General features: G+C 49.4%; 17 protein-coding genes. 7 read left to right on the top strand and 10 right to left on the bottom strand.

Translation table 11 applies throughout. The features are described from left to right. Window positions 1-8: 8 nt before the first annotated feature. Entirely contained in the window at window positions 9-437 is a 429-nt protein-coding gene (locus DFR42_RS04975) for a DUF1841 family protein (RefSeq protein WP_110253805.1), read from the bottom strand. 109 nt (window positions 438-546) lie between these two features. On the opposite strand from DFR42_RS04975, the gene DFR42_RS04970 reads away from it, so the two are divergent. Beyond that, the gene (locus DFR42_RS04970) at window positions 547-1128 is read left to right on the top strand and encodes a malonic semialdehyde reductase (RefSeq protein ID WP_110253804.1); all 582 of its coding nucleotides are present in this window, start codon (window positions 547-549) and stop codon (window positions 1126-1128) included. A 62-nt stretch (window positions 1129-1190) separates the two neighbouring features. On the opposite strand, the gene nth is transcribed toward DFR42_RS04970, so the two are convergent. The 3 genes from nth to DFR42_RS04955 all read right to left on the bottom strand — a co-directional run bounded on the left by nth (window position 1191) and on the right by DFR42_RS04955 (window position 3915). Beyond that, a complete protein-coding gene (gene nth / locus DFR42_RS04965) occupies window positions 1191-1838 on the bottom strand; it encodes an endonuclease III (RefSeq protein ID WP_110253803.1) in 648 nt (215 codons plus the stop codon). Then, window positions 1835-2551, bottom strand: a complete 717-nt coding sequence (rsxB, locus tag DFR42_RS04960; RefSeq protein ID WP_110253802.1) for an electron transport complex subunit RsxB — start codon at window positions 2549-2551, stop codon at window positions 1835-1837. The genes nth and rsxB overlap by 4 nt, the downstream gene beginning before the upstream one ends. Window positions 2552-2679: 128 nt before the next feature. Further along, a complete protein-coding gene (locus DFR42_RS04955; protein WP_110253801.1) occupies window positions 2680-3915 on the bottom strand; it encodes a polyhydroxyalkanoate depolymerase in 1236 nt (411 codons plus the stop codon). A gap of 518 nt (window positions 3916-4433) precedes the next feature. Between DFR42_RS04955 and DFR42_RS04950 the strand changes: the two genes are divergently transcribed. Further along, window positions 4434-8726, top strand: coding sequence for a response regulator (locus tag DFR42_RS04950; RefSeq protein ID WP_110253800.1), 4293 nt, complete (start codon window positions 4434-4436; stop codon window positions 8724-8726). Window positions 8727-8797: 71 nt separating this feature from the next. Next, window positions 8798-9922 (top strand): HD-GYP domain-containing protein, encoded by a 1125-nt coding sequence (locus tag DFR42_RS04945; protein ID WP_110253799.1) that lies wholly within the window; start codon window positions 8798-8800, stop codon window positions 9920-9922. Window positions 9923-10055: 133 nt separating this feature from the next. On the opposite strand, the gene DFR42_RS04940 is transcribed toward DFR42_RS04945, so the two are convergent. Both DFR42_RS04940 and fdxA read right to left on the bottom strand, forming a co-directional pair. After that, window positions 10056-11126, bottom strand: a complete 1071-nt coding sequence (locus DFR42_RS04940; protein ID WP_110253798.1) for an NAD(P)/FAD-dependent oxidoreductase — start codon at window positions 11124-11126, stop codon at window positions 10056-10058. A gap of 75 nt (window positions 11127-11201) precedes the next feature. After that, window positions 11202-11525: a ferredoxin FdxA gene (gene fdxA, locus DFR42_RS04935; RefSeq protein ID WP_110253797.1), complete on the bottom strand. Its 324-nt coding sequence runs from the start codon at window positions 11523-11525 to the stop codon at window positions 11202-11204. 407 nt (window positions 11526-11932) lie between these two features. Between fdxA and DFR42_RS04930 the strand changes: the two genes are divergently transcribed. Continuing rightward, window positions 11933-12904: a 2-hydroxyacid dehydrogenase gene (locus tag DFR42_RS04930; RefSeq protein ID WP_110253796.1), complete on the top strand. Its 972-nt coding sequence runs from the start codon at window positions 11933-11935 to the stop codon at window positions 12902-12904. Between the two features lie 23 nt (window positions 12905-12927). Here DFR42_RS04930 and DFR42_RS04925 read toward each other — a convergent pair whose 3' ends face one another. Together DFR42_RS04925 and DFR42_RS04920 are read right to left on the bottom strand one after the other, a co-directional pair. Further along, the gene (locus tag DFR42_RS04925; RefSeq protein ID WP_110253795.1) at window positions 12928-13182 is read right to left on the bottom strand and encodes an acyl-CoA-binding protein; all 255 of its coding nucleotides are present in this window, start codon (window positions 13180-13182) and stop codon (window positions 12928-12930) included. Between the two features lie 123 nt (window positions 13183-13305). After that, window positions 13306-14007, bottom strand: a complete 702-nt coding sequence (locus DFR42_RS04920; RefSeq protein WP_110253794.1) for a UPF0149 family protein — start codon at window positions 14005-14007, stop codon at window positions 13306-13308. Window positions 14008-14082: 75 nt separating this feature from the next. On the opposite strand from DFR42_RS04920, the gene DFR42_RS04915 reads away from it, so the two are divergent. From DFR42_RS04915 to DFR42_RS04905, 3 genes are all read left to right on the top strand, one after another. Next, complete coding sequence (locus DFR42_RS04915) at window positions 14083-15126, top strand: serine/threonine protein kinase (RefSeq protein WP_425450864.1); 1044 nt, start codon at window positions 14083-14085, stop codon at window positions 15124-15126. Window positions 15127-15217: 91 nt separating this feature from the next. Further along, entirely contained in the window at window positions 15218-15889 is a 672-nt protein-coding gene (rpiA, locus tag DFR42_RS04910; RefSeq protein WP_110253793.1) for a ribose-5-phosphate isomerase RpiA, read from the top strand. A 99-nt stretch (window positions 15890-15988) separates the two neighbouring features. After that, the gene (locus DFR42_RS04905; RefSeq protein WP_110254241.1) at window positions 15989-16735 is read left to right on the top strand and encodes a carbonic anhydrase family protein; all 747 of its coding nucleotides are present in this window, start codon (window positions 15989-15991) and stop codon (window positions 16733-16735) included. A gap of 92 nt (window positions 16736-16827) precedes the next feature. Here DFR42_RS04905 and DFR42_RS04900 read toward each other — a convergent pair whose 3' ends face one another. Continuing rightward, window positions 16828-17100 (bottom strand): oxidative damage protection protein, encoded by a 273-nt coding sequence (locus tag DFR42_RS04900; RefSeq protein WP_110253792.1) that lies wholly within the window; start codon window positions 17098-17100, stop codon window positions 16828-16830. 55 nt (window positions 17101-17155) lie between these two features. Further along, entirely contained in the window at window positions 17156-18466 is a 1311-nt protein-coding gene (gene argA, locus DFR42_RS04895; protein ID WP_110254240.1) for an amino-acid N-acetyltransferase, read from the bottom strand. Window positions 18467-18544: the final 78 nt, after the last annotated feature.

Genomic DNA, 18544 nt, shown 5'->3' with positions numbered 1-18544 from the left:
TGCCAAAGTCAGCTGCAGCGCATCTTCAAAGATTCAATATAGGCTTGCCCATCTGGTGGCAAGCCTGTCCTTTGTGAATTCCATATCATTTCCCCCAGGCATTCCATGATTTCATGGTGTGCTTCATGCTCGGACTGGTGTTTTCTGGCCAGTATCTGAAATGCCTGCTTGATGCCGGGAGGCTGGTCGACCGAGATTTGCTCGGCTATCGATAAATGCATGGATAAATGCAAAAATGGATTGGTCTGACCTTGGTCCACGCTATAGTTTGCCTGCAAGGCTTGCTCTACATCAGCCAGGTCATGGTCATATTCAGGGTGCTGCCTGATCCAGTCAGAAGCAATGATCTCAAGTGGTGTCAGCACCAGATTTTCTCGGGTTTTCCTGAAGGTTTCACAAAAAAAACGGCGTACATCGTGCTGGCTAGGGGTGAACATGGCGGGTCCAAATTAAAAAGTGCGCCTATTGTAAAAGGTATTTTCTTTTGCTGCCCTGAAGCTTTTGACGACTTGAGTTATTATCCACCGATTATTTGAAAGGGAAACCATGTTATCCAAAGACGCTCTCGATACCTTGTTTACAAATGCACGTACTCATAATGCCTGGCTGGACAAGCCGGTTACTGATGCGCAATTGCAAGAAATATATGATTTGATGAAGTGGGGTTCCACTTCTGCCAATTGTTCCCCGGCGCGTATCGTGTTTGTCAGATCTGATGCTGAAAAACAAAAATTGCTGGGCTGTGTTTCCCAAGGCAATTTTGAAAAAACCAAAACTGCGCCAGTCACAGCCATCATCGGCATGGATATGGAGTTTTTTGAAAAGCTGCCACAATTGTTCCCGCATGCAGATGCCCGTTCATGGTTCGCTGGCAACCAGGCCAACATCGATGCGACAGCCTTCCGTAACTCATCGCTGCAAGGGGCATACTTCATGCTCGCCGCACGCGCTGTGGGCCTGGATTGTGGTCCTATGTCGGGTTTTGATGCGGACAAGCTCAATGCCGTCTTTTTTGCCGGCACGACGGTTAAAGTCAATTTCATCTGCAATCTCGGTTATGGCGATGCACAGCAATTGTTCCCACGTTCCCCGCGTTTGAGTTTTGATGAAGCGTGCAAGATAGTCTGAATCTCTAGATGCTCTGTTAAAAAAAGCCTGCAAAAATGCAGGCTTTTTTTGCGTGAATGTTTTTAAACCGAATCCGGCAAGGGCGTCTTTTGCTTGAATTCACATAAGTCGGCAATCATACAATTCCAGCATTTAGGTTTTCTGGCGATGCAGGTATAGCGGCCATGTAATATCAGCCAGTGGTGGGCATCCTGCCTGAATTCTGCTGGCACAAACTTCATTAATTTTTGTTCGACAATATCGACATTCTTGCCAGGTGCAATGCCAGTGCGGTTGGATACACGGAATATATGCGTATCTACCGCAATAGTTGGTTCGCCAAAGGCGGTATTCATGACTACATTGGCGGTCTTGCGGCCAACGCCGGGCAAGGCCTCCAGTGCTTCGCGCTGGCGTGGCACTTCACTGCCATGTTCGGCCATGAGGATGCGACAAGTCTCGATGACATTCTTGGCCTTGGTGCGGAATAATCCTATGGTCTGTATATAAGGGATAAGTCCATCAACGCCGAGAGCATGAATTTTTTCTGGTGTATTGGCGACTGGATAAAGCAGGCGCGTAGCCTTATTCACGGATACATCAGTGGCCTGTGCTGACAATAAAACTGCAATCAGCAATTCAAAGGGTGTCGTGTATTCAAGCTCCGTCGTCGGATGTGGATTCTGCTGTCGCAGTCGTTCAAAAATTGCCTGGCGTTTGGTTGCATTCATTGCTTGTCACCTTCTGCTTGATTTTCGGATTGCGCTTGCAATTTTTTCAGGCGCGCTCTTTCTATGGCTGCAGCAATGATGGCTTTCTTGCGATCTTTGCTGGCAATTTCTTCTGCACTCAATGCTGGTTCTGCTTCCAGCGCAATGAGTTTGGCCGCGGCCTTGGCGGCAAGGCGCTCATCATTTTCCTGTTTCTCACGGATTAGGCGCTGATTGCGTAAAGTGTATAGCTGGCGGGAATGATCTGCCTGTTCCTGGCTCCAGGCGTCCCAGCCAGTTTTGCCTGTGGTGACGGGCAGCATGCTGATGCAATCGACAGGGCATGGGGCAACGCAGAGATCGCAGCCGGTACACAGTTCGCTGATGATGCTGTGCATCTGCTTGGGCGCACCGATAATGGCGTCAATAGGGCAGGCTTGTATGCACAGGGTGCAGCCTATGCAATACGCTTCTTCTATCTTTGCTACTTGTCTTTCGCGCTCATGTCCGTGGCTGATGTCCAGTGGTATGACTGCCTTGCTCAGTATATGGGCAAGCCGTGCCACACCTTCCTGGCCACCTGGCGGACATTGATTGTAATTGGCTGCGCCAGTGGCGATAGCTTCAGCATACGGGCGACAGGCTGGATAGCCGCATTTGGTGCACTGGGTTTGCGGCAGGGCGTTTTCCAACAGGTCTGCGAGAGAATCTGACACGGTGTTTGCATAAGACAATAAAGAGCCGTGATTATCCCCCTAAACACCAGCGTCTACAATCAGAGTCTATCAGAGTCTGAAAACCAAAAAGCCACGACGCTTTTGCTGTCGTGGCTTTTGTCTGATACTTACAGATTGCTGGCAGATCAGGAATGCTGCTTGATGAATTCGCCGATTTTAGGGCAAATGATATCGCGCCAGCGACGGCCAGAGAAAATGCCGTAATGGCCTGCGCCAGGCGCCACATAGTCTTGCTTCATGCTGGCGGGAATGCCGCTGCACAAATCATGGGCTGCCTGGGTTTGACCAGGGCCGGAGATATCATCGAGTTCACCTTCTACAGTGAATAGGGCTACATTCTTGATATCCTGTGGCCTGACTAGTTTGCCTTCAACTTCCCAGGTGCCAGTAGGCAGACGGAACTCCTGGAACACTGATTTAATAGTTTCCAGATAGTACTCGGCAGGCATATCCAATACCGCATTGTACTCGTCGTAGAATTTACGATGCTGTTCAGCGGACTCATCATCACCCTGTATCAGGTGTTGGTAAAAGTCCCAGTGACTTTGTGCATGACGGTCTGGGTTCATCGCAACAAAGCCGGTATGTTGCAAGAAACCAGGGTAGACCTTGCGGCCATAGCCAGGGTAATTTGCTGGCACACTGTAGATCACAGTATTTTCAAACCACGAGAATTTCTTTTCCGTCGCCAGATTATTGACCTGGGTCGGTGATTTACGCGGATCAATAGGGCCGCCCATAAGTGTCATGGTCTTGGGCAGCAGGGGATCTTTGGCAGTCGCCATCAGGGAAATTGCAGCCAATACCGGCACAGTCGGTTGACACACGGAAATCACATGTGTACCGGCACCCAGATAATGGATAAAGTCCTGGACGTAATAAATATAATCATGCAGATGGAAAGGTCCGGCAGACAAGGGCACCATACGTGCATCTGTCCAGTCAGTGATGTACACATCATGCTTTGGCAACAAACCGCGCACAGTATCGCGCAGCAAGGTTGCGTGGTGGCCAGACAGCGGCGCGACCAGCAATACCTTGGGCTGGTTCAGTTTCGCCAATTCCTTGTCACCCAAGACTTTTTTGAAGTGCAGCAATTTGCAGAAAGGCTTGATGACAGCCGTGCTTTGCGCAATTTCCACTTCCTGTTTGTCTATCGTGGTGGAGGTAATACCAAATTCTGGTTTTTCATAATCTTTGCCCAGGCGGAACAAGAGTTCATAGCCCGCAGCAATACGCTGTGAGTAGGGCGTATGCGCCAGTGGCGACACTGGATTGGTGAACAGTTTTGAAGATGCTTCTGCCCATTGAGTCAGTGGATTCAGAAAGGCGCGATTGAGCTCATGAAATTGATAAAGCATAGTGAATCTTTCAAATAGGGGGCCATGCACTCATCAGTCATAACGGGATAGCCGTGACTAAATGACACAGGGCGAAACAGGCTTAGAAAAAACACTTAATCAAACTGTTGCAATGCATCATAAACCAGTTTTTAAAATTTGTGGCTGAGCAAAGGATTTGCATAACTTGTTGGTGTGAATTAATGTTAAATTATTGATTGATATGCAATGATTTCTTGTGGAAATGTTGAAAATTAAGTTATTTTTCAAGAATTACCCGATTCCTTTGTGATGATGAAATTGAATAGTGTTTGATTTGTTCATTTATTCAGTTAAAAGACACAGTTAATGGCAATGTTTATCCATAAGTCAGTCTCTGGCATTAATATTGTCGTATGTGTCAGATCACGCTCGTACTGAATCTGACGGGCGTTTGGTAAAAGAGTGTCGTACCTGGACAGAAGACCCTGAAAGCAAAACCATGTTCCAGGTCATTTTGATATTTCAATGCATCATTTCTTTCTGAAGAGCTGAGCAGAATGAGTAAAGATAGTTCTCTAGCAGAAATCCATTGGCGCGAGCTTTGCCTGGATGCCCTGGACCTGATGCGTGACAACCCGGCAGATGGCCGCAAGATTGCCGCCAGCATGCGTCAGAGCGGAGCTGATAAATCTCATCCCGCCGTATTGATTGCAGCAGACCTGGTGGATGCCTTTGCTGATTATTTTGATGATCACATGGAGCAGGCCGCCCCCGTCTTTGAACGCGCAGCAACCCTGTTTGAGTCGGTAGACGAACATGAGGGCATGGCATTTGCACTGTTTGGTACAGTTGCCGTCTGGCGTCGCCGGGGTAAAGTGCAAGAAGCTTATTCTCTGTGTCATTCACGCATTGTGCCCGCATTGCGCATGAGGGTCAGCCGCATTTCTGTCGTGGTCTATAACACGCTGGGGATATTGTCACAGGAGCTGGGATATACCGAAGAGGCCATACGTCATTTTTACACTGCATTGAATGATGCCCGCGCGTTGCAGATACCCAATCGCGTAGCCCAGGTGACAGCTAATCTGGGCGAGATTTTTTATGTCAGTGGCAATGCAGAAGATGCAGAAGTGCTATTACAGGAAGCCCGGGATATTGCCGTCAATTCCAGTGAGCGCTGGTTGGCACCTTTTGTATCGACCATGCTGGCCTTGTGTAAAGTGTCGCTGGATAAATACGAAGAGGCTTACCAGGCTATTGCTTCCTACATAGGTGGCATCAAGAGCGGCGAGAATTCAGATAATTCCAGCAGGGCATTTTGCCTGTCAGTGGCTGCGTATACACTTGCCATGCGTGGACAGGTAGAAGAGGCAGACAAGCTCAGTGATGCTGCCATGAAGCTGCTGGACAGCTTTGAAGACAAGCATTTGAAACCGTATAGCTGGTGGGTCAGCGGCCATCTGCATCGCATTCACAAGCGTTATCCTGAAGCCATACGCGATTTGCGCCGCGGTGTCGATGAAGTCGGTGGCAATGGCTATATCTACATGCCATTGCGGGCACTCAAGGAGCTGTCAGAGATATTTACTGAACTCGGTGAATGGCAAGAAGCCTATAACGAACAAAAGCGTTACCTGGACTTGTTTGCCAAGGCGCAGGGCCTGGCTACCCGTGTCCATGTGCAAACCCTGCATATCCGGAATGAATTAAAAGAAGCCGAACTGGCCAGGCGCATGGCCGAGCGTGCCATGGTCGAGCGCCGTCAGCTTGAGGACGAACTTAAGCGCATGCTGGCTGAACGTGAAACCGTGCTGGAAAACTCCATCGTGGGTATGGTTTTCCTGAACAACCAGGGGCGAGTGCAGTGGGTGAATACACCTTTGTGCCAGATATTTGGTGTGGAACGCGAGACAGTACTGGGTTCTTCGCTGGAACCTTTTTATGAGTCGCGTGAGGCTTATCTGGAGTCAGGTGCAGCAGTCAATCAGTCAGTTTTGCGCGGTGAGGCTTATGAGGCTGAGCTGAAGATGAGGCGCAGCGATGGCACTGTATTCTGGGTGCATTTTTCCGGACGTGCTGTTGATAAAACCAATCTGACCCATGGCACGGTCTGGGTCGTCATGGATATTTCTACCCGCCGTCAGCTCGAAGAAGACTTGAGCAAGTCTGAGCAGCATTACCGGCAGCTTATCAACAACGTCACTGAAGGTATACTGGTGGTGCAGGATGGACGCATCGTATTTGCCAATCCGCGCGTACAAAGCCTGACTGGTTACAAGGCTGATGAGCTGTCGCAAATGTCTTTCATCACCGCTATTTATCCTGATGACAGGCCCATGGTCATAGACCATCATACCAGACGCTTACGTGGTGAAGAGGTCGAGCAGTATTACCACTTCCGTATAGAAAATCATCAAACCCAGTCCATCATCTGGGTAGAGTTGTCTGCCGTCATGATAGATTGGGAAGGACGTCCCGCGACCCTGTCTTTCGTGTCAGATATTACACAGAGAAAGCTGCTGGAAAGCCAGCTCAAGGAAAGTATGGCAGAGCAGATACGTCTGCAAACACTGCAAATGCAAAATGAGTTGAAGGAAGCTGAAATGGCGCGTCGTCATGCAGAAGAAACGACGGAAGCCAAATCCATGTTCCTGGCGAACATGAGTCATGAAATCCGCACACCGATGAATGCCATCATCGGCATGGCGCATCTGGCACTAAGAACAGAACTCAATCCCAAGCAAAAAGATTATGTAGAAAAAATCCACAAGGCTGGGATTTCCCTGTTGGGTATCATCAATGATATTCTCGATTTTTCCAAGATTGAGGCTGGCAAGCTGAATATTGAGCAGGTGGATTTTAATCTGGATGATGTACTAAATAATATTTCTGCGGTGACGAGTGATAAGGCGGATGAAAAGGGTCTGGAGTTTCTGTTTCGCGCCCCGCCAGATATACCACGCTATCTGAATGGCGACCCTTTAAGGCTGGGGCAGGTATTGATTAACCTGATCAACAATGCCATTAAATTTACAGAGCAAGGCGAGATCTACGTCACCTGCCAGATGCTGGAGATGGTGGCTGGCAGGGTCAAACTCAGGTTTGAAGTGCGCGATACTGGTATAGGTATGTCAGAAGAGCAGTCGGATAAATTGTTCCGACCCTTTAGCCAGGCTGATGAATCAACCACCCGGAAATTTGGCGGTACCGGTCTGGGCCTTTCTATTTCCAAGGCCATGGTCGAGCTGATGGGAGGGGAAATCGCCTTGCGTAGTGAGGCAGGGCATGGCACCAAGGTCTTTTTTACTGGCTGGTTCGGGATCGCTCAGCCAGTCGTACAGCGTCAGGTGATACCTGGTGCCATCAATGGCATGCGTTTGCTCATCGTTGATGATAATCCGGCTGCATGCGAGATTTTGCAGGAAATATTATCCGAGTTGCCAGTTGATATTGATATTGTTAATAGTGGCGCAGCTGCCTTGCAGGCGGTCATGGATTGCAATCCTGTTCAGCCTTACGGTGTGATTTTTACAGATTTGCGCATGCCCGAGATGGATGGGTTGGAACTGATTACCTATCTGAAGCGCGACGGCTCCTTGCAGCCAGCACCCTTGACGGTGCTGGTCAGCGCACATGGGCGTGAAGAAGTCAGTTATAGGGATGACATTGCCTTGCCAGATGGGTTCTTGACCAAGCCTGTCAATGCATCCACCTTGGTGGATTGTCTGGTTGAACTGTTTTCCAGTACCAGTTATGCCATCCCGAGTAGCCACGGCGTACTGGTTCCCAAATATACTGATTTGCGGGTTTTGCTGGTGGAAGACAATGAAATCAACCAGCAAATCGCCCGTGAACTGATGGAAGCTGCAGGCGTAACCGTTGATATTGCTGGCAACGGCAAAATAGCGGTCGACATGGTGAATAAGACCGGACCCGATTACTATGGCGTGGTATTCATGGATGTGCAAATGCCAGAAATGGATGGGCACGAAGCCACCAAACTGATACGTGCAAACCAGAGTTTTGATGGTTTGCCGATAGTCGCCATGACGGCACACGCCATGGTTGAAGAGCGCGAATTATGCTTTGCCTCAGGCATGAATGCCCATCTTGCCAAACCCATTAACCCAAAAGAGTTGTACCACGCCATTTCACACTGGTGTCCGGCGCATGTGTCGGGCAGCAATTTTGATAATGTGCAACTCCCCATACAGGACATCAGCAATAGTTTGCAGATTGATGGTATTGATGTGGAAGAGGGCTTGAGCCGTACTTTGGGTAACCGCTCTTTCTACCTGGAATTGCTGTCCCGCTTTTGTGATGACCAGCGCCATGTCGTGGAGCATATCCGCACAGCGGTGGATGCGGGGGATAATTTGCTGGCCGAACGCCTGGCGCACACCCTGAAGGGCGTGGCTGGTTTGATAGGTGCAAAAACCATACAGCCGTTTGCTGCAGTACTGGAAACAAAATTGCACGATAAGGCAGCTTTGGCAGAGCTTGAGCCAGTACTTATTGAATGCGCGCAAGCCATGCAGATCATCGTCAATGCCATAGACCAGGTATTGATACTGGAAAAATCGCAGAACAAAACTGAGGTCAAGGCACTTGATCTGGTGCCTGTTGATCATGAGCTCATGCAGGATTTGCTTGTAAAATGCTGTAACCTGTTGCGTGATTACGATGGCGAAGCGGTAGACTTGCTGTTAGAGTCAGGTGACATGATCGCCAATGCATTTGGTGTCGATGTGCAAAAGCAAATCATGCGTGCAGTCAGACAGTTTGACTATGATGCAGCCTTGAATTTATTAAGCAATAGTGCGAAAAACCTCGGTTATGAAATACTTTGATTTGATGAAATCCAGTTCCATGCATGGCATCCACAGGTATGTGGGGCAGTTACTTCTTATCGGGGTGATCTATGAGTGAGGTATTCGATCAAAATGCCAAGCAGGTTGTGCTGATAGTAGATGATACACCAGACAATATTTCACTCTTGTCCGGATTGTTAAAAGACCAGTACAAAATCAAGATTGCCACCAATGGCTTAAAAGCGCTGCAGATTGCCTCCAGCTTGCCAGGTCCTGATTTGATCTTGCTGGATGTAATGATGCCCGAAATGGACGGCTATGAGACGTGCCGTCGCCTTAAGGCTGACCCGGCCACTTCAGACATACCAATTATTTTCCTGACAGCAAAGAGCCAGGTGCAGGATGAGGAAATGGGCCTGCGTCTGGGCGCTGTTGACTACATCAGCAAACCCATCAGTCCCCCCATTGTACTGGCGAGAGTGGCAACTCAACTGAATCTGGTTCGCGCGCGTCATCTGTTGCAGGATCAGAACAAGCATTTGGAAAGCCTGGTACAGGACAGAACCCGCAAGCTGGCCAAGATGCAGGATGCCATCATCATGGCCATGGCTTCACTGGCCGAGACCCGCGACAATGAAACTGGTAATCACATACGCCGCACCCAGAATTATGTTGCTGCACTGGCGCGAAAACTGAAAAACCATCCTCGCTTCAGCGCATTATTGACCGATGAAAATATAGACTTGTTGTACAAATCAGCGCCGCTGCATGATATAGGCAAGGTAGGGATTCCCGACAATATTTTGTTGAAGCCGGACAAGCTGACTTCTGAAGAATTTGAAGTTATGAAGCTGCATACCGTGTATGGGCGTGAAACCATTATCTCGGTTGAAAAATACCTGGGTGAAAGTAATGAGTTTTTACGCTTTGCACGTGAAATCACCTATTCCCATCAAGAGAAATGGGATGGTTCAGGTTATCCTGAAAACCTGATGGGAGACGCCATTCCCCTGTCTGCGCGTCTGATGGCCATAGCAGACGTTTATGATGCCCTGATTTCACGTCGCGTCTATAAACCAGCTTTTTCGCATGAAGAAGCTATCAGCATCATGCGCAAAGGTAGTGGGACACATTTTGATCCGGATATCCTTGAAGCTTTCCTGGAAATCACGGAAGAGTTCCGGCAGATTGCCAATCAATTCAAGGAATCAGATTCGCATGTGCCTGTGAATTAAGAAGCTAAGAAATGGCTATGTGCTTGCTATGTCGTAACCACATAACGAGCATATAGCTGGCAAAGCTAATTGTCTCTGAAAACAAAAAAGCGCAAAGATATCTTTGCGCTTTTTTGTTTGAGTGGTTTCCGGATTAATCGAAAACTGGTGTTTCCACACCCAGGATTTTGTGCAGCTTTGGCGAAGTAGTGGTGTATTGCATGTGGATTTTCTTGTCAGGGAAAATATACGGTGCAGCACCAAACGCAGCCAGTGCAGCTTCATGGAAGCCAGACAGGATAAGTTTTTTCTTGCCAGGGTAGGTGTTGATATCACCTACAGCAAAAATGCCAGGCACATTGGTCTCGAATTTTTCAGTATTCACGACCTTCAGTTGCTTGCGCTCGATGTCCAGACCCCATTCGGCGATAGGGCCGAGTTTTGGTGAGAGACCGAAGAAGACCAGCAAAGTGTCTAGTGGCATGCGACGGGTGACGCCGTCAGCACCAGTGACCTTGATTTCAGACAATACGTCGTCTTTAGTTTCTATGCCTGTGACCTGGCCTATGGTCAGTTGCATTTCATAGTTGTCGCAGAGTTCTTTCATCTTGGCGACGGAAGCAGGCGCAGCGCGGAAGTCTTCACGGCGGTGCAATACCACCACGGATTCAGCCTTGCCAACCAGGTTCAATGCCCAGTCCAGTGCCGAGTCACCACCACCACAGATCACCAGGTTTTTGCCGTGGAACTGGGTAGGATCTTTGACACGGTAGAACACCTGCGAGCCTTCAAATGCTTCTATGCCTTCAACCTTCAAAGTACGTGGCTGGAAGGAACCAACACCGGCAGCGATGAAAATGGTTTTGGTGATGAAGCGTGTGCCTGTCGATGTTTCCAGATCAAAGCGGCCATCTTCGCGGCGCTCGACCAGAGTCACTTCCTGACCCAGATGGAAAGTTGGTTCGAAAGGTTCAATTTGTTTCAACAGATTGTCTGTCAATTCCTGGCCTGTGCAGACGGGCACGGCAGGGATGTCATAGATAGGTTTGTCTGGATACAGTTCTACGCATTGGCCGCCGACGACTGCCAGGGAGTCAATAACGTGTGCTTTGATTTCGAGCAAGCCAAGTTCGAACACCTGGAACAAGCCAACAGGGCCGGCACCAATGATGACTGCATCTGCTTCAATGACGGCCTGGGCCGTGGTAGTTTGTTTGTTTTCCATACGACGAGTTGATTCCTGATATTGCGGATTTGTTTGAGCCGATTAGCAAAAAGCCCGTATTGCTTTTCCTGATACTTATCTTTCCAGGTATTGCAATTTGTCTTTGACGTCCTTCCAGTCGTCAGCATCTGACAATGGGGCAACTGTCTTGGTAATCGACGGCCATTTGCGGGTCAGTTCTGCATTGATCTTGATAAATTGCTGCTGATCTGCAGGAACATCTTCTTCAGCAAAAATGGCGTTAGCCGGGCACTCTGCAACGCACACGGCGCAATCGATGCATTCGTCTGGATCAATGATGAGGAAATTCGGGCCAGCACGGAAGCAGTCCACCGGGCACACATCCACGCAATCGGTATAGCGGCAGCGGATGCAGGATTCGGTCACAACGTGGGTCATAACAGTCCAATCTAAACTAAAAATTCGGGATTTAGGCGCAGTCTGAACGCAAAAAACAGGCTCAGGGCTGCAAAGCCTTGTATTTTAAGGCAATTTGGCAGTTCTCACAAATCAGGCTTATATAGTTTGCGCATAAGCAAATACAAGCGAATCAAGTCACTTTGCTCCTGAAGTCTGCCTTAATGAGCAATTGTATGCCACTTAGCAATGAGCTGGCTTGATTTGCATCATTTGCATGAATTTTCTTGCAGGAATGATAGCCAGGATGAAAGTTGTTGAACTGCTATAAGGCTGCAGGAAAATTCAGCATAGAAACGGTATCATGCAGCATCCAGCCTGTTCATCATCAGATGGATGGGCAATTCAAGCATTTGCTAATTTACATATCATTTTAATTAAGGCCAGACATGAAGCCTGCAATCCTGGTAACACGTGCCATTTTTCCTGAAGTGCTGACTAAGCTGGAACAGTATTTTGAAGTCGAGTCGAATCAGGACGATATTATTTTTTCACCAACTGAGCTGGCTGCCAGGCTCAAGGGCAAAGTCGGCACTCTGGCAACCGCCAGTGCAAGAATCAATACTGAGTTGCTGCAGCAGGTGCCGGGTTTGAAAATGATCGCCAGCATGGCCGTAGGTTACGACAATATTGATGTGCCAGCCTGTACTGCACATGGTGTCATGGCCAGCAACACGCCAGAAGTCTTGAACGAGACTACCGCCGATTTTGGCTGGGCTTTGCTGATGGCGACAGCCAGGAGGGTGACAGAGTCTGAGCACTGGTTGCGCGCCGGTCACTGGACCAAATGGCGCTATGACTCTTTTCTGGGGGCAGATGTGCATGGAGCCACCCTGGGTATTATCGGTATGGGGAGAATAGGGCAGGCCATAGCGCGGCGTTCCATGGGGTTTGATATGAAGGTCGTGTATCACAATCGCTCACGCCTCAGCGCTGAACAGGAGGCCTATGCAAATAATGCTCTATACGTCAGTAAGGAAGAATTGCTGCAACAGGCTGACCATGTGGTGTTGGTGCTGCCATACTCAGTAGCCTCACATCACACCATCGCTGCGGCAGAGTTGGCAATGATGAAGCCTGGCGCAACCCTGGTGAATCTGGCACGCGGTGGTATTGTTGATGACCAGGCCCTGATCGCAGCCTTGCGTGAACACAGGATTGCGGCAGCAGGTTTGGATGTGTTTGAGAATGAACCTAAATTTCATCCAGACTTTTTGGGCTTGAGCAATGTCGTACTGACTCCGCATATCGCCAGCGCCTCAGAGGCAACCCGCAGGGCTATGGCAAACCGGGCGGCAGATAATTTGATTGCAGGTCTGACTGAGGGTAAGCCCAGGGATTGGCTTAACCCTCCAGCTTAAGCTACCGCCTTAATGATAGGGACTTAATCCTTGAGTGAAGTGATCAGATCTATATATTGCTGCATTGCTGCTTCCTGGGTAGTGCCTTTCAGGCCAGCCCAGGCATCAAACTTGGCGCGGCCGACAAAATCGGTCATGCCAGGACGGTCACCAGTGGCGTCACCGGCACTGCCTTGCTTGAACAATCCGTAGATTTTCAGCAAAGTCATATTGTCCGGACGCTCGGACAAGTTTTTGGAATCGGCTTGTGCCTGGGTGAATTGTTCTTGCAAGCTCATGGAAGTCTCCAGCATGTTATTGAGAAGCGCAAAAATAGCATGAAGACATGCTGGCAGGGCAGTTTTGCGCTAGAGGTTTCCCTCCAGCGCCGATGGTTTGCAGATGATTAATTTTGCAGATGATTAATGCAGGGTAGGTTCAGCGCCGCAGCAGACTTTATACTTTTTGCCACTGCCGCAAGGGCAGGGGTCATTTCTGCCTACTTTTGGAGCTTCACGCTTGACCGTGGTAACGCCAGACTTGCGCAAGGGGGCCCAGAAACGACGTATCGCAGGAATGGACGCTTCCAGTGTCAATGCCAGTTCATGGCATTTCTCTGGCGTATCAACGAATTTCAATTCACTTTCTTCTATCTCTTCTGCACCCAGCAGGTAGATAGGTTGCAGCAGCGGGCCAATTTCTTCCGATTCCCAGGCAGCTTCCCAGGCTTCTTCGCGCAATTGCATGCCTTCCCAAAAGCCCCAGGCCCAGGTTTCGCCATCAATCAATTCCTTGCCATTTTGTTCCATGACGCAAAACAGGGGTTCGTATTCTTGCGGCGCTACTTCAAAGGTGATCTGGATTTCATTCATGAAACGGGCTACCAGGCTGGTAACGCGCTGCATTTCCTTTTCATTCTTGAACTTGGGTTCGCCCTCTTCAGGCAGACCCCATACCAGTGGCAGCCATTCAGCCATCGGTATCATTTCTGGACCAAGGGCAATGGCAGTCAGGAAGCCATGGAGGGCATCCATGGTCATGCCATCGTCGCCGACTTTGTCCGACATCAGAAATTTGTCGAGTTCATTGAATTCTTTGTCGCTTAGTGGTTCGTCGAGATGCATGTCGTGACTCTTCAAAAGATAAGTATGAAAATACCGGAAGTTTAGCGCTTTGTGTGCTGGCTGCACAGGAGTTTTATGTCGAATGTACTGGCAGCCACGTACAATAGCGGGATGACAGATTTTACTCCCCCAGATTCCTTCGCCGGGCTGACACCCGAATTAGTCCTTGATGCCGTAGAAAGCAGTGGCTTGCGCAGCGATGGCCGCATGCTGGCCCTGAACAGCTACGAAAATCGCGTTTACCAGATAGGTATAGAGGATGCCTCGCCGATTATTGCCAAGTTTTACCGGCCCTTGCGCTGGTCGGACGAGGCGATACAGGAAGAACATGATTTCGTGCGTGAATTGCAGGCGCATGAGATTCCCGTGCTGGCAGCCCTGCAAACGGAAGATGGCAAGAGCCTGCGGCATTATCAGGGCTTCCGTTTTTCCTTGTTTAATCGCCAGAGTGGTCGTGCACCTGAAACTGGTGATCCAGCGACACTGGAGTGGCTGGGTCGTTTCATAGGACGCATACATGCAGTCGGGGCTACTGCCAGCTACGCAGTCAGGCCAGCGCTGAATCCTCAAAGTTTTGGTGTCTTGCCACGTGTCTGGTTGCTGGAAAATGATTTTATTCCACCAGACCTGCTGGCTGCCTATACCAGCGTTAGCCAGCAAGCTCTGGATGGTATTCAGGCTTGCTATGACAGAGCGGGTGATGTGCCGCAACTGCGCCTGCATGGTGATTGCCATCTTGGAAATGTTTTATGGCTGGAGTCCGGAGCTGAGGCAGGCCCGCACTTTGTGGATTTTGATGACAGCCGCATGGGGCCGGGTATACAGGACTTATGGATGCTGTTATCAGGTGAGCGCAGCGAAATGCAAAGCCAGTTGACCGATATCCTGGTGGGCTATGAAGATTTCTTTGAATTCGAGCCGCGCCAGCTATATTTGATAGAAGCCTTGCGAACCTTGAGGTTGATCCATTATTCCGCCTGGCTGGCGCAGCGTTGGAGCGACCCGGCTTTTCCGGCAGCCTTTCCCTGGTTTAACAGCCAGCGTTACTGGCAAGACCGCATACTTGAATTGCGCGAACAGGTTGCCTTGATGGATGAAGCACCACTGTGGCAAATTTAATACTGTTTTTGTGATGTTTTGATCAAATTGCTAATAAGTCAGGCCTTACTGTAAAATCCCGCCAATTTTTAAACTATGATGGAAATGCACCATGACTCAAGATGAATTGAAACTTGCCGTCGCCCAGGCGGCAATTGCTTATGTAGTAGAAGGTGAAATAGTTGGTGTAGGTACAGGTTCTACAGCGAACTTTTTTATCGATGAGCTGGCCAAGATCAAACACAAAATCAAAGCGGCTGTTGCCTCTTCCGAGGTGACGGCGGCACGGTTACGTTCTCATGGTATTACCGTGCTGGATTTGAATGAAGTGACGTCCATGCCAGTGTATATCGATGGCGCAGATGAAATTACGCCGCAAGGAGCCATGATCAAGGGTGGCGGTGCAGCATTGACGCGCGAAAAGATCGTTGCATCTGTCGCTGAAAAATTTATCTGTATCGCCGACGGTTCCAAGCTGGTGGATGTGCTGGGCAAGTTTCCTTTGCCGGTAGAAGTGATTCCCATGTCACATGCAGTCGTGGCACGCAAGCTCAATGCACTGGGCGGTGAGGCGCGTTTGCGTATCAAGGATGGGCAGCCACTGCTGACTGACAACGGCAATATGATTTTGGATGTGCATGGCATGCAAATCCATGATCCGCTGGCGATGGAAGCTGAGATTAATAATATCGTGGGAGTGGTGACGGTCGGTTTGTTCGCGCGTCAGGGTGCAAATGTTTGCCTGCTGGGGACTGCGGAAGGTGTTAAAACCTTGCAATTCTGAGTTCAGCAAGGAAATGTCCAGTTGGTCTGCTGTAAATCTGTGCAATCGCAGGTGAATCAGAAGTCATCCGTTGTTCAATTTTATGAGGAGATGATGCAAATGAACACGAATACAAATAAAAAAACGGTCACGTCATTAAGTTTCTTTGTCACACTGACGGCAGCTTTGCTGATCTCAGCCTGCGCTACGCAGTCGCCTACGGCCAGCCAGCCTCCCATCAATGTGGCAATGACGCAGGCTATGCAGGCCAAAATCAGCCCTGATGCTGCCATCACGATGCTGAAAGAGGGGAACCAGCGCTTTATTTCTGGCAGCATGCTCAAGCGCGATTTGCCTGCGCAAGTGAAAACCAGTGGCAGAGATGGTCAGTTCCCGTTTGCCAGCATCGTCAGTTGCATAGACTCACGTTCTGATCCGGCGCTGGTATTTGACCAGGGTATAGGCGATTTGTTTACAGCCAGGGTGGCAGGCAATATCGTTAATGAAGACATACTCGGCAGTCTTGAATATGCGGCCAAGGTCGCGGGCTCCAAAGTCATCATCATCCTTGGTCATTCTCACTGTGGTGCTGTGAAAGGTGCTTGTGATAATGCCAATCTGGGAAACCTGACGCAACTGGTGGCCAAGATCATGCCGGCTGTGAAGGCGACACCAGATAATCATGGTAGTGACCGTTCATCGAAGAATCACCATTTTGTTGATGCAGTGGCAGAGATGAATGTCAAAATGACGGTCAAGGCAGTGACAGAAAAAAGTGTGGTGCTGAAAGAAATGGCAGATAAGGGCCAGATCAAAATCGTCGGTGCCATGCTGGATGTAGAAACTGGCAAGATCGATTTTTATTGAGCTAGTCTGTTTCCTGACAATAAAGCCCGCAGATGCGGGCTTTATTGTTTATGTAGCTGGTATGCAGTTAATGAAGCGTTAATGCGCACTCATTATTCTGTTGGCGGGACATAGCCAGTAGCAGCATCTGCGCCATCGCCAAAGAAATGCTTTTCCATTTGCGTTGCCAGATATTTACGGGCGCGTGTGTCTGCCAGATTCAGGCGATTCTCGTTCACCAGCATGGTCTGGTGCTTGAGCCAGGCAGCCCAGGCTTCTTTGGAAACACTTTCATAAATGCGTTTGCCCAATTCACCTGGATATGGTGGAAAGTCCAAGCCTTCGGCTTCTTTGTCTAATTTAATGCAGTGGACCGTACGGGCCATGTGGTGCTCCTTAATATTAAATCTTGAAAACAGGCTGAATTATACGACCAGTGGCTCAGAGTTGCTTGATCAGGACTAAAGACTTGCGTTGCCAGTTATACATTTTTTGCCTGTCTTTCGGCAAATCATCGACTGATGCGCTGACAAAACCACGTTTCAGGAACCAGTGTGCCGTACGTGTTGTTAATACAAACAGGCTATGGAAACCAGCGCGACGTGCGCGTTTTTCCATATGTTTGAGTATGCGTTCGCCATCGCCCTGGCTTTGCACGTCCGGGTTGACGGTCAGGCAAGCCATCTCTGCCATTTTTTCGAACGGGAAGGGATATAGCGCAGCACAGCCGAAAATCACACCATCATGCTCAATGACTGAGAAGTAATTGATTTCGCGCTCTATCAGTTCGCGGCCACGTTTGACCAGGGTGCCGTCGGCTTCCAGTGGTTCTATCAGTTTGATAATGCCGCCTACATCTTCAATCGTGGCTTCGCGCAGGCTTTCCAGGTTTTCTGAAGACACCATGGTACCCACGCCGTCATGGGTAAACAATTCCAGTAGCGCAGAACCGTCCATCTTGTAGGGGACGATATGGATACGCGGCACACCACCGCGTGAGGCCTTGATGGCATGCTCCAGATAAAACGCTGAATCCAGGGGCAGATAGCCTGCTTTTAATTCCAGTTCTGCCTGCATGAAAGACAGTTCGCGGATTTCATCATTATCCTGGTCCACCATCATCGGTGTTTCGGAAATGAAAATCAGTTTGTCGGCCCGTAAGGCGGTGGCCGCAGATACGGCAACGTCTTCCATCGTCAGATTGAATGCTTCGCCTGTGGGGGAGAAGCCCAGAGGCCCAAGCAAGACCAGATTACCTGCATCAAGAATGCGGTGTATGGTGTCATAAGCGACTTTACGGGCGATACCGGTCAGTTGGAAGTCCACACCGCCAACGATGCCTATAGGCTTGGCTGTGACAAAATTGCCTGAAATGATACGGATCGCAGAATGTGCCATAGGCGTATTTGGCAAGCCCTGGCTGAATGCGGCTTCTATGTCCAGGCGCAATTCGCCAGCAGCTTCTTTTGAGCATTCCAGTGCTGCTGTATCGGTAATGCGTATGCCATTATGAAAACGACCTTCTACGCTGCGCAGTGCCAGTTGCTCGGCCACCTGGGGTCGTGAGCCATGAACGATAACGATCTTGATGCCCAGGGCATGCAAAAGTGATAAATCTTGCGCCAGAACTGGCAGGGCTCCTGCCATGACCAGTTCCCCCGGGAATGCGACCACGAAGGTCTTGCCACGGAAGGCGTGAATATAGGGCGCGACCGAACGCAGCCATTGAACGAATTGAACGGGATTTTCCATCCGCCAATTATAATCTGAGACGCGAAAACAGATCATGAATCAACGTGGTCGATTTTCCACATTGATGGCTTTCACTTT

Origin of the sequence: Undibacterium pigrum (genome assembly GCF_003201815.1) — a bacterium.
Taxonomy (GTDB): Bacteria; Pseudomonadota; Gammaproteobacteria; order Burkholderiales; family Burkholderiaceae_D; genus Undibacterium; species Undibacterium pigrum.
This window is presented reverse-complemented; position numbering and strand designations above follow the sequence as displayed.